Origin of the sequence: Arthrobacter sp. BB-1, assembly GCF_006151685.1 — a bacterium.
Lineage (GTDB): Bacteria > Actinomycetota > Actinomycetes > Actinomycetales > Micrococcaceae > Arthrobacter.
In genome coordinates this window covers 265,812-280,412 of the sequence record NZ_VDEV01000002.1, presented here as the reverse complement: position 1 = coordinate 280,412, position 14,601 = coordinate 265,812, and the positions used below count along the sequence as shown (strand labels likewise).

Here is a 14,601-nt window from a genome sequence, read left to right as displayed (position 1 = left end):
AGTTAGGGTCCGCAGGTAACGGGATTGCCTGCCCAAGGTTAACGGAGGATTAACGGCGGCCGGATATTCGTTTACATATGCCCGGTCACCATTGCGCAGATCACATGTTGGGCCGTAAGGCGCCGCGCACCGGAAATGAAAGGGGCCGGGCAGCAAATACACTGGACGGCATGGCTCCCGCAGCAGGACTCTCAGCAGGCAGACGGTTCCTGCGCGGCCGCTTCCGCACCGGCCTGATCCGCAGCCGGAACTCGCTGGTCCCCGCGGTCCAGATGACCGTGTGCGCCGTAGGCGCCTATGCCTTCGCTGAGTACGTGCTGGGCCATTCCGGCCCGCTGTTTGCGGCCACCTCCTCGCTGATCGCCTTGGGGTTTTCCCGGGAACCCCGGCTGCGGCGCGTCCTGGAGGTCGGCCTGGGCTGCACCATCGGCATCGCGGTGGGCGACCTGCTCCTGCACTGGCTGGGCGCTGGAATCTGGCAGGCCGCCGTCGTCCTTTTGTTTTCCATCCTGCTGGCCCGCTTCCTGGACAGCGGAAACATCTTCACCACCCAGCTGGCCCTGCAGTCGCTGCTGGTGGTGCTCCTTCCGGCACCGTCCGGCGGGCCGTTCACCCGGAGCATCGACGCCGTGGTGGGCGGGCTGTTCGCATTGCTGGTGACCATCCTCGCGCCGAAGGACCCCCGCCGTGAGCCCCGCAGGGACGTGCAGAAACTCCTGCACGAGCTGGCGGAGGTGCTGCGCGAATGCGCCGACGCCCTCATCAACAGCGACTCCACCCAGGCCTGGCACGCCTTGGTCCGTGGCCGCAACTGCCAGCCCCTGGTGGACGCGATGAGGCATTCCCTCCGCGCATCCGGCGAAGTGGCACGCCTCGCGCCCGCGTACCGCCGGCACCGGGACGAGCTGGACCGGCTGGAACGCTCGCTCGATTTCATCGACCTTGCGCTGCGGAACAGCCGCGTCTTCGCCCGCCGCCTCACCAGCGCCATCAACCACGCGGCACTGTCCGATGAGGCCACGGAAAACATCGCGGAGGTGCTGCAGGAGACCGCTGCCGCCATTGACGAGCTTTCGCTCGGCTTGGCGGAAACGCACGACGGCGTCCGCCGCGCCCACATGCGCACGGCCCGCCAGGACCTCAGCGAGATCGCCCTGCGCCTGCATCCGAAGCTCCTGGGGGTGCAGCGGCTGGAGGGCGAAACGGTGGTGATGCTCTACCGGCCGCTGATGGTGGATTTGCTGGAAGCCACGGGCATGGACGCCCGCGAGGCCCGGGACGTGCTGCCCGCGTTGTAGGGGGCTGGGCCCACGCGGCAGGGTCCTCCAGGGGGCGGCAGCCCGGAATGTCGGAGCCCGCCACTAGGGTTGGACGCATGGCTACAAAGACTTCCCGGGCATCCAAGGCGCCCGCCTACAAGTGCGCTGAATGCGGCTGGACCACCGTCAAATGGGTGGGCCGCTGCGGCGAGTGCCAGGCGTGGGGCACTGTTGAGGAGACCGGCACCGCCGTTGCGCGTACGACGGCGGCCACAACAGTTGTAGAGCCGGCCCGCCGCATTGCCGAGGTGGATGCCACTACGGCGGCGTTCCTGCCGACGGGCGTTGACGAACTGGACCGGGTGCTGGGCGGCGGCCTGGTCCCCGGCGCGGTGATACTGCTGGCCGGCGAGCCCGGCGTCGGCAAGTCCACGCTGCTGCTGGACGTGGCCGCCAAGTTCGCGCGGACGGCCCAGGACGTGCTGTACGTGACCGGGGAAGAGTCCGCGGCGCAGGTGAAGCTCCGCGCGGAGCGGATCGACGCCGTGGCCGAATCCCTCTATCTTTCCGCGGAAACGGACCTCGGCCAGGCGCTGGGGCAGGTGGAGAAGATCGAGCCCCGGCTCCTGATCGTGGACTCGGTCCAGACCCTCAGCAGCGCCGATGTCGACGGCAGCGCGGGGGGCGTGTCCCAGGTCCGGGAGGTTGCCGCGTCCATTATTGCCGCGGCCAAGCGCCGCAACATGACAACCCTGCTGGTGGGCCACGTGACCAAGGACGGCTCCATCGCCGGGCCGCGCCTGTTGGAGCACCTGGTGGATGTGGTGTGCCAGTTTGAGGGCGAACGCCATTCCCGGCTGCGGCTGCTTCGTGCCGTCAAGAACCGCTACGGGCCCACCGACGACGTCGGCTGCTTCGACCTGAACGAGAACGGCATTGAAGGCCTCGCTGATCCCAGCGGGCTTTTTGTCAGCCGTACCAAGGAACCGGTCTCCGGAACCTGCATCACCGTGACCATGGAAGGCCGGCGGCCCCTGCTGGCCGAGGTGCAGTCGCTGCTCGCCGAGAGCCCCAACTCACAGCCGCGGCGGGCAACCAGTGGCCTGGACAGTTCCCGGGTGTCCATGCTGCTCGCCGTCCTGCAGCAGCGCGCGGGAACACTGCTGCACAAGGACGACTCCTACGTGGCCACGGTGGGCGGAGTAAAGCTCAGCGAACCCGCCACGGACCTTGCCGTTGCCCTTGCCGTTGCCTCGGCCAAGGCCCGCAAGCCGCTGCCCATCCGGCTCATTGCCTTTGGAGAAGTGGGCCTGGCGGGCGAGGTCCGTCCTATTCCGGGCATCAACCAGCGCATCCAGGAGGCCCACCGCCTCGGGTTTACGCACGCGGTGGTTCCTGCGAGCCATGCGGGCCCCGGACCAATACCGGCAGGTTTCTCCGTGCGGGAAGTGGAACACCTGACCGAGGCCCTGAGCCTGCTGATCGGGTAGCTAGCCAAGCTGCGGCAGGGAATCCGGATCGTCCTGGTGGGCGTTGAATAGCCAGCCGGACACGTCGCTGCGCAGCACCAGCAGCGGTCCGCCCGTGGCGGTGACGTTTCCGGTGGGCACGTAGTAGCCGCGGCCGGAGCCCGGCCCGCCGGCCGCCCGGTCCAGGGCATCCACCAGATACCGCGGCAGGTGGCCCTGAGGACCAAGGCTGCGAAGCTCTTCAAGTTCTTCCGGCGTAAGCCGACCCAAAACCTCAGCAATATTGGCCATGACGGGTCCCTTCGAGCAGAGTGCCTGAAGGAATAACCTAAAGCAGCGCCGTGAACTGCAGGTTAACGTTTGACGGCATCTTCTGTTTTTTTGTGGAACATCCATCCCCTGGAGGACAAATGCCCGTTACGAGTGCAGGGCTCCTGTTGTACCGGCAGGGTGCCGGGGGCCTGCTGGAGGTGTGGATTGCCCACATGGGCGGCCCGTTCTGGGCCCGCAAGGACGCCCACGCCTGGTCCATCCCAAAGGGTGAATACTCCGCAGGCGAGGACCCCCTGGCTGCCGCCTTGCGGGAGTTCGCCGAGGAGATGGGAACTCCCGCACCCCACGCGGACTACCAGCACCTCGGCCAGTTCCGGCAGCCCTCGGGCAAGGTCATCACGGTGTTCGCCGCGGAGCAGGACTTCCGGCCGGAACGCATCGTCAGCAACACGTTTGCCTTGGAGTGGCCCAGGGGTTCAGGCAGGATCCAGCAGTACCCGGAAATTGACGACGCCCGCTGGTTCCCGGAACCGGAAGCCCGGCTCAAGCTGGTGAAGGGCCAGCTGCCAATCCTGGATGCGCTGAAGGAGCACGTGGGCAGCCCGGGGTAATGGCACCGCGGACCATCCTCATTCCACTCGAGGTCGGGGCTGCTATGCGCCCGTAATCACCAGGGCAACGCTGTGCCCGCCGAAACCGAAGGCGTTCACCAGCCCGGCCGGAGGAGTTCCCGGCTGGAGCGGGCGGGCGGGTTCGGTGACGACGTTGAGGTCGACCTCGGGATCCTGTTCCTCAACGTTCAACGTCCCCGGGAGCATTCCTGTGCGCAGGGCTTCCACCACCACGACGGCGGCAAGCGCCCCGGCACCGCCCAGCAGGTGGCCGGTGTGCCCCTTCGTTGAAGTCACGGGTATACCGGCGCCGAAGATGGCGTTGATGGCCTGGCCCTCGAGCCGGTCGCCAACAGGGGTGGACGTGGCATGCGCGTGCACGAAGCCGATGTCCCCGGCGGCCATGCCGGCCGATTCGAGCGCCTTCTGCATCACGCGCCGCTGCATGGCAGGATCGGCTGCCACGATGTCGTTCGCGTCGGACGTCACCGCTCCCCCGGCCACCGCGCCCAGCACGGCGGCGCCGCGGGCCCGCGCGTGCTCCTCGCTCTCCAGCACCACCACGCCGGCGCCCTCGGCGAGCACAAAGCCGTCCCGGCCGCCGTCGAACGGCCGTGATGCCCGCTGCGGGTCGTCGTTGCGGGTGGACAGGGCGCGGATCTGGGAGAAGCCGGTGATCACAAGGTCGTTGACCGAGGCGTCAACGCCGCCGGCAATCACGACGTCGGCAGCGCCTGAGCGGATCATCTCGGCTGCCTGGACAATCGCCTCAGCCCCGGAGGCGCAGGCGCTGACCGGCGTCCGGGCGCCGCCGCGGGCCCCAAGGTCGATGGACACCCAGGCCGCCGGGCCGTTGACCATAAGCCGGGTAAGGGTGTGCGGCGAGACCTTGCGCGGGCCTGATGCTGCCAGGGTCCGGTCCTGTTCCAGGGTGGAGCCGAGGCCGCCATATGCGGAGCCGATCACCACGGCGAAGCGTTCGGGATCGACGTCCGGGGCGCCGGCCTGTTTCCAGGCTTCGCGGGCCGCGATGAGCGCCAGCTGGCCGCAGCGGTCCATGCGCTTCATTTCGCGGGTGCTGAGGTGCCCGGAAAGGTCAGCCGTGACCTGTCCCGCCATCTTCACCGGCAACTGCTCAGCCCACGCCTCCGCAAGCGGCGCGATCCCGGACTTTCCGGCCACCAGGCCGGCCCAGGTTTCGGGCACGGACGAGCCGACCGGGTTGATGGTGCCGACGCCGGTGATTAGGGCGCGGGGCCGTGTTGCACCGGCTTGAACTGCGTTCATGGTTCGCTACTTTGCTGGGTTGTGGGTGCCGATGGGCACGAGGGTGAGGTCCGGGTGGTTCTTTTCGATGCGCCGGAGCGCCCAGACGTCATTGAACAAGGCGAGGTATTCGCCGTCGGACCGCAAAAGCACCTCTGCGCCCGGTACGTTGGCGAGCGCAGGCATGGCGTCCGCCGTCGAAATCCTGGCCAGGGAGTAGGGCAGGCGTTCCAGGCGCATGGGCGCGCTGAAGTCATGCGCCATGCGGTCCTCCACCACTTCGAACTGCATGGGCCCGACGGCGGCAAGCACCGGAGCCTGGTCGCCGCGGACGTCCGAGCGGAGCACCTGGATGACGCCCTCGTGTTCGAGCTGCTCGATGCCGCGGCGGAACTGCTTGAACTTGCTGGGGTCCTTGGAGCGAGCCACCTGGAAGTGTTCCGGGGCGAACAGCGGGATGGCGGGATACTCCACGGGGCCTTCGAGGAACAGGCTGTCCCCCACGCGAAGGGAGGAGGCGTTGACCAGGCCGACGACGTCCCCGGGGTACGCCTCGTCGATTACTTCGCGTTCACGGCCGAACACCTGCTGGGCGTACTTGGTTGCGAAGGACTTGCCGGTACGGGTCTGCGTGACCACCATGCCGCGCTCGAAGACACCTGAACAGACGCGGATGAAGGCTACGTGGTCCCGGTGGGCCTTGTTCATGCCCGCCTGGACCTTGAACACGAAGCCGGAGAACGGGGATTCGACCGCCCTGGGGTTGCCCTCGATGTCCGGGCGCGGAGCTGCCGGCGGGGCGAAGTCCACAAGCGCGTCCAGGAGTTCCTTGACGCCGAAGTTCAGCGCGGCGGAGCTGAACAGGATGGGGGTGGCCTTGCCTGCGTGGAAGGCCTCGACGTCGAACTCCAGGTTGGATTCGATGACCAGGCCGGCCTCGTCCACGGCGTCGGACCAGTTGCTGCCCTGGCTTTCCGCAGCTTCCTCGGGGGTGAAGTACTCGGTGATGGCAATCTGGGCGCCGGCGTTGTTGCGCTGGAACCGGGCGAAGCGGTCATTGCGGAGGTCCCAGACGCCGCGGAAGTCGCCGGAGATGCCCACGGCCCATGTGAGGGGCATGGGCTGCAGGCCGGTGCGTTCGGTGATTTCGTCCATCAGGGCCAGGGCGTCCAGGCCCGGGCGGTCCCATTTGTTGATGACGGTGATGATGGGCAGGTTGCGCTGCTTGCAGACCTCGAAGAGTTTCATGGTCTGGGTTTCCAGGCCCTTGGCGGCGTCCACGAGCATCACGGCGCAGTCGACGGCGGCCAGCACCCGGTAGGTGTCCTCGGAGAAGTCGGCGTGGCCGGGGGTGTCCAGGAGGTTGATGACGGTGTCCCGGTAGGAGAACTGCAGCGCCGCGGAGCTGATGGAGATGCCGCGGTCCTTCTCCATCTGCATCCAGTCGGAGACGGTTTCCTTGCGGTTGGCCTTGCCGCTGGAGGCGCCGGCGGTGCCGATCACCTTCGCGTGCAGGGCGAGCGCTTCGGTGAGCGTGGACTTGCCGGCGTCGGGGTGCGAAATGACAGCAAAGGTCCGGCGCCGGCCCGCCTCTTTGTGGATACCGGAGATCCGGGCGGGGGTCAGGACATCTTGGGACACGGTGCTACTTTCGCTGCGGTTTGGGACTGCCCGGGCGGTGCCTCGTGGGGCGTTGAGGCGTTGGGCCGGGGGAACGGGCTGGCAAACAGCCAAGTTCCAGTTTATCGCAGGGCGGCAAACCGGCCCCGGCGCCACTTAACGCCACCGAAACGGAACGTTCAAAGCCGCGAAACGACGCCCCGCTAGCGTGACCCGCATGGACACCAATCACAACCCGGCGCGCAAATGCCACCTGCGCCGCACGGATCGGATCTGAGCGGCAGTGCAGGGCGTTTCCTTTTCTGGCAACCTGTTCTTCGATCCCCTGGCCACCGGCCTGGCACCCGCCCGGATGCAGGACCCCGATTCACGCGGGAACGCAGTGGAACCGCGCCGGGGAACGCAGACTCCGGCCGAGCAGAAAGCCCTCAGGGCGGCGTCTCTTTCGAAGGTCAGCAAGGACTTGGAGAGGATGCTGCGGGACCGGATGCGCTGACTCCGGCGTTACACCCTATTGCACCGTACTGTAATGCGGCATTACACTTTAACAACAGGAAAAGCAGAAAGGAGGAGCACAAAGAACGTGAGCAAGCGCGAAAAGCTCGTGCTGAAGTTCTGCGACTACTACTCGTTCATGTCGTACTCGGACTTCCGGGCATGGGTTGAGGCAGACGATGAGTCCGCCCCCACCATGTCCTATTCACAGTCCACCGGCATCGCCTAGGGACTATGCCTGGCACCCAAGGGCGGGATGGAATTGACTCATGCAGGAAGAAAAACCAACAGTCCCGCTCCTTGGCTACATGGAGATAGCTGAAGCAATCGGCCAGGACGTCAGCCTTATCCGGGTTTGGAAGAACCGCGGAAAGCTTCCCAACCCCGATTTCCAGCTCGGACAGTCCCCGGGCTGGCTGGCGGAAACCATCAATCCCTGGATCCAGGAGCACCGGCAGTAAACCGGCCATACTCCGTGCCGCCCAAGGGCAGGCGCACCCCTATGCCCACCCGGCCACCGCCGTCGAACGCTTTCCGAAGCCCTTCCCCCTACCGGGACCTTCCTCCCCTGCCACCACCCGCCGCGTCCCGCTGTGCCGCGCCGGAAGTGCGGGAGCGTCCGGCAAAAGGCCACATTAAGTGAGAGAGCGTCGCAGCACGGGGACGGCAAAAATGCCCACCCAGCCACCCGTCGTCGGACGCGTTCCTGAGCCCCTGCGCGCACCCCCTAACGGGGCACTTTGGGGCTTACCCGTGCGGAAGATGGTGTTCCTTACCCCTATCATTGAGCTTGCGGGAAACAGAGCACTTTCTGGTCCTGCCGGCAACCTGCTGAAGCCGGCATTCTTGCGGGCGGCCGCCTGCACCTTTGAAGGGAACACCTATGGCGCGGAGCCCCGAAGAATCACTCAGGGCAACTCTTGGCAGGGTGGCACCCGGCACTCCCCTTCGCGACGGCCTCGAGCGGATCCTGCGGGGACGGACAGGTGCACTGATCGTCTTGGGCTCAGACCGGACCATCGACTCCATCTGCTCCGGCGGCTTCGACATCGGCATTGACTTCTCCCCCACGCGGCTCCGCGAACTCGCCAAGATGGACGGCGCCATTATCTGCGACAAGGACGCCGGCAACATCCTCCGCGCAGCCGTCCAGCTGGTCCCGGACTCCAGCATCGAGACCCAGGAGTCCGGCACGCGGCACCGCACAGCCGAACGCGTTGCCATCCAGACCGGCGTGCCGGTCATCTCCGTCAGCCAGTCCATGCAGATCATCGCCCTCTACGTCAACGGCCTGCGCCACGTCCTGGAGGGCTCGGAGAAGGTGCTGGCACGCGCCAACCAGGCCCTGGCCACCCTGGAGCGCTACCGCTCGCGCCTGGACCAGGTCACCAGCTCCCTCTCGGCCCTGGAAATCGAAGCCATGGTCACCGTGCGGGACGTGGCTGTCACGCTGCAGCGGCAGGAAATGGTCCGGCGCATCTCCGAGGAAATTGCCCAGTACGTCCTGGAGCTCGGCGAGGACGGCCGGCTGCTCTCCCTGCAGCTCGACGAACTCACGGTGGGCAGGGGCCCCGGCAGCGACGTCATCATCCGCGACTATGGTTCTCCGGATGCCACTCCGGAGGACATCGAGAAGGCCGTCAGCGCCTTGGTCAACCTTGGCCCCACGGAGCTGATCGACCTCGGAAAGATTTCCGGAATCGTGGGGTTTGCGGGCGGCGAAGCCAACCTCGACGCCGTTGTGCAGCCGCGCGGCTACCGCCTGCTGTCAGGGCTGAAGGCGGTTCCCCGGGCTGTCGCGGACCGCCTAGTTGACCACTTCGGCGGGCTCCAGTTCCTGATGGCCGCCACCATCGATGACCTGATGACCGTGGACGGCATCGGTGACCAGCGCGCCCGCACTGTCCGTGAAGGCCTCAGCCGGATGGCGGAAGCAAGCCTGCTGGACCGCTTCCTCTAGCCTCCATCGAGTGCTCCGCAGACGTCCTTTTGGAGGCTGACAACGGCATCTATGGAGCAATCGATGCTAATTCAGCTGGAAAACGGCCTTGGGGCTGGCCTTGGAACCAAGCTTCGCGGTGAAAATGTAGTACGCCCCGCCCCCGCCCGGCTTGGCTTCGACAGGCTGGCAGCCCTCCACGCTCCGATTGCGGGACCAGGGGAAATTGGCGGTCTCGCTGGCACCGGGCGCAATCACCTTCAGCAGGTCCTCGCTCTTTGCCTGGCAGTCACGGGAGGAGAAAATCCGGTCCGCGCCGCTGGTCACCAGGAACTCCATCTGGGACGTGCCGATGTTGACCTCGCACGGCATGGTGCCGCCGTTGGTCACCTTGAGCGTGAGCATCGGGTTCTCCTCCGGCCCGTAGGCTGCCTTGTCCGTGGAGGCTGAAACCGTTACCAGGTTCTGGTTGCAGGTTGGAGTGGCCGACGGCGTGGGCGTCGCCGCAGGTTCGGTGGCGGAGGCGGACGGTGCCCCGGGGGCAGGATCGGCGGGCGCCGTGGCTCCGGCCGCGGGGTCGGCGGAGGAAACCTGCTCCGACTTGCCGCTGAACGCACCGGCAACGGCGAAGGCGGCCACCAGCGCTATGACCAACAGGAGCGCCCCGCCTACAAACAGCCGACGGCGGCGGTAGACTGCCGCGCTTGGCTTGCGGACGGCGCTGGAACCGGATGCCGGTGCCCCGCCGCGTGGTGATGAATTGCCTTGCCTGCCCATACTTCTAGGCTAGGGAACTGCCCCACATCTGCTAACCACCACGCCGCCGCGCCGCCAACGATCTGGTCACATCCGGTTTTCAGCCAGCCACGACGCATCCATTACAGTGTTGGCATCGACACTGCATCCTCCACTGCCGCCTTTTCCGCGCTTCCTGCCGGCCCCGCCGGAAGTGCCGTAGAACTCAACACGCTGCACGAACGCATCAACGCCTGGTTCGCCGAAACCGCCCGTGACCTGCCCTGGCGCGAGCCGGGGTGCTCCCCCTGGGGCATCCTGGTCAGCGAGATCATGCTGCAGCAGACACCCGTGGTGAGGGTGCTGCCGGTCTGGCACGAGTGGCTGAAGCGCTGGCCCTCCCCGGCAGGACTTGCCGGCGAACCTGCCGGGGAGGCCGTCCGCTCCTGGGGCCGGCTGGGGTATCCGCGCCGCGCGCTCCGGCTGCATGCGGCGGCAGTGGCAATAGCCCAGGACCATAACGGCAAGGTCCCGGACACGTACCCGGAACTGCTGGCCCTTCCCGGGGTCGGCAGCTACACCGCTGCCGCTGTGGCGGCCTTTGCGTACGGCCGGCGGGAAACCGTGGTGGACACCAACATCCGGCGCGTTCACGCCCGGCTGGTCACCGGCACAGCCCTCCCGGCCCCTGCACTCACTGCGGCAGAGATGCGGCTGGCAGCTTCACTCCTGCCCGCCGCGGACCATTCTTCAGTCCGGTGGAACGCGGCGGTCATGGAACTGGGCGCACTCGTGTGCACGGCACGGGCGCCCAAGTGCGCCGCCTGCCCCGTCAACGACCTTTGTGCCTGGCGGGCAGCAGGCGAGCCGCCGCCGTCGTATGTCCCCAAGGGCCAGGCGTGGCACGGGACGGACCGCCAGGTCCGGGGCGCCGTGGTGGCTGTGCTGCGGCTGGCCGAGGCTCCGGTGCCGCCGGAGATGTTTTATCGGGAGCCCGCGGACCTGGGTTTCGCGCCGGCGGGGATGGGCGTCCCTCTCGCGGCACTGCACAGGCTTAATTCCGCCCCGGAGCAACTGGAGCGGGCGCTGGCGGGGCTGCTCGCCGACGGCTTGGCGGAGATCCACGACGGCGGCTTTCGGCTTCCTGCCTAGGCACACCACGTTCCGGTGGCTGGGCCGGGCAAAGCAGGGGAACCGGGGGAAACGTGAAACTGATTCTGTACTTCGTGTGGGCGCTGTTCGTCACGGCAGCCGTCTTTGCCGTTGTCCATGCCGTGCGCAAGACCAGGCGCGAGGAGCAGCTGGTTGCCGCCTGGCCCAAGGTACAGGCAACCATCACCGGCAGCGTAGCGGGCTGGACGAAGGGCGGAGGCGGTTCCAGCCGCAGCCGGCGCTACTATCCCACGTACCAGTTCACGGATCCGCACGGCACGTTGTTCGCCGGCGAATCGGAAATTTCCTTTGCCGGCCAGCCGGTGCCCGGCTCGCGCATTGAGGTGGCCTACAACCCAGCCAACCCCAACGAGTCGCGCCAGGTTTCCTCCTCACCCCGGACAGCGCTGGGATGCCTCGTACCGTTCTTCGCCGTTTTCGCGGCGGCCTCCTTATGGTTCATCAGCATTTTTCCCGTGGACTGAAACCGATGCGCCCTGGTCTCCTTTTGGCAGTCACTGCCCCGGGGCCAATAACAATGCGGGCACCAGTTGCCCGGGAGGCCCGGCACCGCAGCCCCGGCGCCATACGCTGAAGGTATGCGCAGGCAGGGGCTGCTTTTGGCATTGATGACGACGGCGGGACTCACCACGGCCTGCGGCCCGGGCGCCGCCCCGTGCCCTGCCATCGCCCAGGCAACTGCCGTCTCGGTAACGGTGCCGGCAAGCTACGCCCAGCAGGTTGCGGCCCTTCACCTGAAAGCCTGCCAGGACGGCGCCTGTACGGAAGAAGACGTGGAGCTCCGGCCGGGAAGTGCGTCGATCGACCAGGGCTGCACCAACGGCGTCTGCTCCGCCACGGCTTCCCCCGACGGAACGAAACTTGCCACATTGTTCCTGCAAACCCTGACCGAATCACCGATGGCTGTGACCGCTGCCGGGACGGCCGCGGACGGGACTGCCCTGCCGGTGCGGATGCTGGATTTCCGCCCGCGGGGTGACTATCCGTTCGGGGAGCAGTGCGGCCGGTTCATTACCGCGTCACTGGTGCTGGACGCCGAAGGGCTGCACCAGCGCGACTGACTCCCGGGCTGCCTGCCTTGGGAACCAGGCCCTTGGGATGGGGATGCTCAGAACAGTGCCGGCTGGCCGAAGGGGTTGCCGTCAGCAGTTGCGGGGGCGGACTCCTGCGCCGGCGTGCCGTGCCGCCACTCAAACCCCAGGTCTGCCAGCAGCTCCTCGAAGGACGTCTGCCCGTCCAGTACTTCGATCTCCGCGGGGCTGTCTTCGGGCTGGGGCAATTCCATGGCATCGAGCATATTCGCAGGAGCGGCCATGGCTGCCTGGAACACACCGCCGGACGTTGATTTGGACCAGCACTGGATGTGGAGGGGCCGCTTGATGCGGGCTGGCGCTGATTTAGACCGGCCGAACAATCAGCTCCCAGGCAGCCTCAGGGTTCCCCGAACCCTGCCTGCACCAGCCCGCCAACGTAGTTCACGGCGCGTTCCGCGTCGGCGCCCCAGGCTTCCACATGCAGCACGGAACCCTTCCCCGCGGCAAGCGTCATCAGCCCCGTCATTGACGCGCCGTCCACCCCGTTCACCGTTACCTCGGCGTCCAGCGCGGAGAGGCCCCCGGCGATCTTCGCCGCCGGGCGGGCGTGCATCCCCGCCAGGTTGACCAGTTCAAAGTCCCCGGTGAAGTCCGGGCCCGCTCCGGTGACGCGTCCTTCCTCAATAGTCTTGCGGGGCGAGTCCTCCTGGTGGATCCCGCCGCCCGCAGCTTCAGCGGCCCGCTTGACCGCCTGCACGTCCGCGCCGCCCTGGGCCGCCACGGCTGCTGCCACGAGTCCCTCCACCAGCGGTGCATCGGCCAGCACCATGTCTTCGGCGTTCTCGGCGAACTCCAGCGCGGACTCGGCCGTCATCACCGCCGATCCCAAGTCGGTAAGGATCACAGTGCCTCCGCTGCCCGCTTTGTCCAGTGCGGCCAGGACTTTTTCCAGGCTGGTGCCGATCCTGCCGTCAGTGGTGCCGCCGGCAGTCAGGACCACCACGTCAGGCGCCATCTGGGCGGCAAGTTCGGCAGCGCCGTCGGCAATCTTCCCGCTGTGGGACACCACCACGAGGCTGACCGTCACGCAGCTGCCCCCACGGCGGCGCGGAGAATCAGCGCCGAGGAGGCGGCTCCGGGGTCCCGGTGCCCCGCGCTGCGCTCCCCCAGGTAACTCGCGCGGCCTTTGCGCGCCACCATGGGATCGGTGGCGACGGCTCCGGCTTCGGCGGCCTCGGCCGCCGCGACCAGAACCGTCAGGACATCCGAACCGCCGTTCAACGCAGCCTTCTGCGCTGCTTCCACCGCCGGAGTCCACGCATCAACCATTGTCTTGTCCCCGGACTCAGCCTTCCCACGGGCCACAATGCCGTCCCGCGCCGCGGCCAGGGCGCCTGCCCAGGCCGCCGGATCGATCTCAGCGGAGTCCCCCACGGAGGCGGCCGCCCGGAGGAAGGCCGTGCCGTAGAGCGGGCCGGCGGCTCCGCCGACCTTGGACATCAGTGTCATGGCTGTCAGTTTGAAGGCAGCCCCGGGCGTCTCCGGCGGCGCTTCCGCCAACTTAGCCAGGACGGCCTGGAAGCCCCGGTCCATGTTCTCCCCGTGGTCCGAATCCCCAATGGCACGGTCCAGCTCGATCAGCTCCACCCGGTGTTCAGCCATTGCCTGGGCGGACAGGGTCAGCCACTTCACCGCCCAGGTGACATCCAGCACCACTGCTACACGCCCCAACGCAGTGCCGCCGTGTGCACCGGCGCGTCCCACAGTTCCGTGAGGTCGTCGTCCAGCCGCAGTACCGAGATGGAGCAGCCCTGCATTTCCAGGGAGGTGATGTAGTTGCCCACCAGCGAACGCTCCACGGTGGCGCCGCGCTCGGACAGGACCTGCGCGGCGCGCCGGTAGACGATGTACAGCTCGCTGAGCGGCGTGCCGCCCATGCCGTTGACGAACAGCAGGACCTTGTCCCCCGACGTAATTCCGAGATCCGCCAGTACTGGTTCCAGCAGCCTGTCGGTAATGCCGTCGGCGTTCTCCATGGGCATGCGGTGGCGCCCGGGCTCGCCATGGATGCCGATGCCGATTTCAATCTCGTCCTCGGCCAGGTCGAAGCTGGGCGAGCCCGCGTGCGGGACGGTGCAGGCGGACAGTGCCACACCCATGGTGCGGACGTTCGCGTTGACCCGTTCGCCAACGGCGGCCACAGCTTCCAGGTCATCGCCCCTCTCGGCGGCGGCACCGGCGATCTTCTCCACCAGCACGGTGCCGCCTACGCCGCGGCGCCCGGCTGTGTACAGCGAGTCCTCGACGGCGACGTCGTCGTTCACCAGGACCGTGCGGACGCTGACGCCTTCGGCTTCGGCGAGTTCGGCAGCGGTTTCGAAGTTCAGGACGTCGCCGGTGTAGTTCTTCACGATATGCACGACGCCGGCGCCTGAGTTGACCGCGAGCGTCGCCGGAAGGATCTGGTCCGGCGTCGGTGAGGTGAATACCGCCCCCGGCACGGCGGCGTCGAGCATTCCCCGCCCCACGAAGCCGGCGTGCAGCGGTTCGTGCCCGCTGCCGCCTCCGGAGACCAGCCCCACCTTGCCGTTCACGGGCGCGTCCTTGCGCGTGATGAACGTGGGATCCGGGCTGACGTTAACCAAGTCAGCGTGGGCAAGGCCAAAGCCCTGGACGGATTCATCGACTACGGCACGGGGATCATTAATGAGTTTTTTCATGGCGGCG

Annotated in this window: 18 protein-coding genes; 10 read left to right on the top strand and 8 right to left on the bottom strand. The window is 67.2% G+C overall.

Going from position 1 to position 14,601, the window contains the following annotated elements; translation table 11 throughout:
• Window positions 1-170: 170 nt before the first annotated feature.
• Entirely contained in the window at window positions 171-1,298 is a 1,128-nt protein-coding gene (locus tag FHJ30_RS01665) for an aromatic acid exporter family protein (RefSeq protein WP_139027527.1), read from the top strand.
• Window positions 1,299-1,375: 77 nt separating this feature from the next.
• Entirely contained in the window at window positions 1,376-2,749 is a 1,374-nt protein-coding gene (gene radA / locus FHJ30_RS01660; RefSeq protein ID WP_139027526.1) for a DNA repair protein RadA, read from the top strand.
• On the opposite strand, the gene FHJ30_RS01655 is transcribed toward radA, so the two are convergent.
• Window positions 2,750-3,019 (bottom strand): hypothetical protein, encoded by a 270-nt coding sequence (locus tag FHJ30_RS01655; protein ID WP_139027525.1) that lies wholly within the window; start codon window positions 3,017-3,019, stop codon window positions 2,750-2,752.
• 119 nt (window positions 3,020-3,138) lie between these two features.
• On the opposite strand from FHJ30_RS01655, the gene FHJ30_RS01650 reads away from it, so the two are divergent.
• Complete coding sequence (locus tag FHJ30_RS01650; RefSeq protein ID WP_139027524.1) at window positions 3,139-3,612, top strand: NUDIX domain-containing protein; 474 nt, start codon at window positions 3,139-3,141, stop codon at window positions 3,610-3,612.
• 42 nt (window positions 3,613-3,654) lie between these two features.
• Here FHJ30_RS01650 and FHJ30_RS01645 read toward each other — a convergent pair whose 3' ends face one another.
• Both FHJ30_RS01645 and FHJ30_RS01640 read right to left on the bottom strand, forming a co-directional pair.
• Window positions 3,655-4,899, bottom strand: a complete 1,245-nt coding sequence (locus FHJ30_RS01645; protein WP_139027523.1) for a beta-ketoacyl synthase — start codon at window positions 4,897-4,899, stop codon at window positions 3,655-3,657.
• A gap of 6 nt (window positions 4,900-4,905) precedes the next feature.
• The gene (locus FHJ30_RS01640; protein ID WP_139027522.1) at window positions 4,906-6,519 is read right to left on the bottom strand and encodes a peptide chain release factor 3; all 1,614 of its coding nucleotides are present in this window, start codon (window positions 6,517-6,519) and stop codon (window positions 4,906-4,908) included.
• A 262-nt stretch (window positions 6,520-6,781) separates the two neighbouring features.
• On the opposite strand from FHJ30_RS01640, the gene FHJ30_RS01635 reads away from it, so the two are divergent.
• From FHJ30_RS01635 to disA, 4 genes are all read left to right on the top strand, one after another.
• A complete protein-coding gene (locus tag FHJ30_RS01635; RefSeq protein ID WP_139027521.1) occupies window positions 6,782-6,994 on the top strand; it encodes a hypothetical protein in 213 nt (70 codons plus the stop codon).
• Between the two features lie 87 nt (window positions 6,995-7,081).
• A complete protein-coding gene (locus FHJ30_RS21250) occupies window positions 7,082-7,222 on the top strand; it encodes a hypothetical protein (protein ID WP_171058879.1) in 141 nt (46 codons plus the stop codon).
• A 40-nt stretch (window positions 7,223-7,262) separates the two neighbouring features.
• Window positions 7,263-7,454 carry a MarR family transcriptional regulator gene (locus FHJ30_RS01630; protein WP_139027520.1) on the top strand — a complete coding sequence of 64 codons (192 nt, stop codon included), beginning with the start codon at window positions 7,263-7,265 and terminating at the stop codon, window positions 7,452-7,454.
• Between the two features lie 422 nt (window positions 7,455-7,876).
• A complete protein-coding gene (disA, locus tag FHJ30_RS01625) occupies window positions 7,877-8,953 on the top strand; it encodes a DNA integrity scanning diadenylate cyclase DisA (RefSeq protein WP_139027519.1) in 1,077 nt (358 codons plus the stop codon).
• Between the two features lie 66 nt (window positions 8,954-9,019).
• On the opposite strand, the gene FHJ30_RS01620 is transcribed toward disA, so the two are convergent.
• Entirely contained in the window at window positions 9,020-9,709 is a 690-nt protein-coding gene (locus tag FHJ30_RS01620; RefSeq protein WP_139027518.1) for a hypothetical protein, read from the bottom strand.
• Between the two features lie 192 nt (window positions 9,710-9,901).
• On the opposite strand from FHJ30_RS01620, the gene FHJ30_RS01615 reads away from it, so the two are divergent.
• The 3 genes from FHJ30_RS01615 to FHJ30_RS01605 all read left to right on the top strand — a co-directional run bounded on the left by FHJ30_RS01615 (window position 9,902) and on the right by FHJ30_RS01605 (window position 11,901).
• The gene (locus tag FHJ30_RS01615) at window positions 9,902-10,819 is read left to right on the top strand and encodes an A/G-specific adenine glycosylase (protein WP_139027597.1); all 918 of its coding nucleotides are present in this window, start codon (window positions 9,902-9,904) and stop codon (window positions 10,817-10,819) included.
• A gap of 53 nt (window positions 10,820-10,872) precedes the next feature.
• Window positions 10,873-11,304 carry a DUF3592 domain-containing protein gene (locus FHJ30_RS01610; protein WP_139027517.1) on the top strand — a complete coding sequence of 144 codons (432 nt, stop codon included), beginning with the start codon at window positions 10,873-10,875 and terminating at the stop codon, window positions 11,302-11,304.
• A gap of 114 nt (window positions 11,305-11,418) precedes the next feature.
• Entirely contained in the window at window positions 11,419-11,901 is a 483-nt protein-coding gene (locus FHJ30_RS01605; RefSeq protein ID WP_139027516.1) for a hypothetical protein, read from the top strand.
• Window positions 11,902-11,948: 47 nt separating this feature from the next.
• Here FHJ30_RS01605 and FHJ30_RS21245 read toward each other — a convergent pair whose 3' ends face one another.
• The 4 genes from FHJ30_RS21245 to dhaK form a co-directional block, all read right to left on the bottom strand.
• Complete coding sequence (locus FHJ30_RS21245; RefSeq protein WP_171058878.1) at window positions 11,949-12,125, bottom strand: hypothetical protein; 177 nt, start codon at window positions 12,123-12,125, stop codon at window positions 11,949-11,951.
• A 146-nt stretch (window positions 12,126-12,271) separates the two neighbouring features.
• Window positions 12,272-12,961 (bottom strand): dihydroxyacetone kinase phosphoryl donor subunit DhaM, encoded by a 690-nt coding sequence (dhaM, locus tag FHJ30_RS01600; protein ID WP_139027515.1) that lies wholly within the window; start codon window positions 12,959-12,961, stop codon window positions 12,272-12,274.
• On the bottom strand, window positions 12,958-13,590 hold the full coding sequence (dhaL, locus tag FHJ30_RS01595; protein ID WP_139027596.1) for a dihydroxyacetone kinase subunit DhaL: 633 nt from the start codon (window positions 13,588-13,590) through the stop codon (window positions 12,958-12,960). Before dhaL ends, dhaM begins: the two co-directional genes overlap by 4 nt.
• Window positions 13,591-13,592: 2 nt before the next feature.
• Window positions 13,593-14,594 carry a dihydroxyacetone kinase subunit DhaK gene (gene dhaK, locus FHJ30_RS01590; protein WP_139027514.1) on the bottom strand — a complete coding sequence of 334 codons (1,002 nt, stop codon included), beginning with the start codon at window positions 14,592-14,594 and terminating at the stop codon, window positions 13,593-13,595.
• Window positions 14,595-14,601: the final 7 nt, after the last annotated feature.

Coding starts and splice junctions, on each gene's coding strand:
- FHJ30_RS01665 (WP_139027527.1), top strand. CDS start 171: ATGGCTCCCGCAGCAGGACTCTCAGCAGGCAGACGGTTCCTGCGCGGC.
- radA (WP_139027526.1), top strand. CDS start 1,376: ATGGCTACAAAGACTTCCCGGGCATCCAAGGCGCCCGCCTACAAGTGC.
- FHJ30_RS01655 (WP_139027525.1), bottom strand. CDS start 3,019: ATGGCCAATATTGCTGAGGTTTTGGGTCGGCTTACGCCGGAAGAACTT.
- FHJ30_RS01650 (WP_139027524.1), top strand. CDS start 3,139: ATGCCCGTTACGAGTGCAGGGCTCCTGTTGTACCGGCAGGGTGCCGGG.
- FHJ30_RS01645 (WP_139027523.1), bottom strand. CDS start 4,899: ATGAACGCAGTTCAAGCCGGTGCAACACGGCCCCGCGCCCTAATCACC.
- FHJ30_RS01630 (WP_139027520.1), top strand. CDS start 7,263: ATGCAGGAAGAAAAACCAACAGTCCCGCTCCTTGGCTACATGGAGATA.
- disA (WP_139027519.1), top strand. CDS start 7,877: ATGGCGCGGAGCCCCGAAGAATCACTCAGGGCAACTCTTGGCAGGGTG.
- FHJ30_RS01620 (WP_139027518.1), bottom strand. CDS start 9,709: ATGGGCAGGCAAGGCAATTCATCACCACGCGGCGGGGCACCGGCATCC.
- FHJ30_RS01605 (WP_139027516.1), top strand. CDS start 11,419: ATGCGCAGGCAGGGGCTGCTTTTGGCATTGATGACGACGGCGGGACTC.
- FHJ30_RS21245 (WP_171058878.1), bottom strand. CDS start 12,125: ATGGAATTGCCCCAGCCCGAAGACAGCCCCGCGGAGATCGAAGTACTG.
- dhaK (WP_139027514.1), bottom strand. CDS start 14,594: ATGAAAAAACTCATTAATGATCCCCGTGCCGTAGTCGATGAATCCGTC.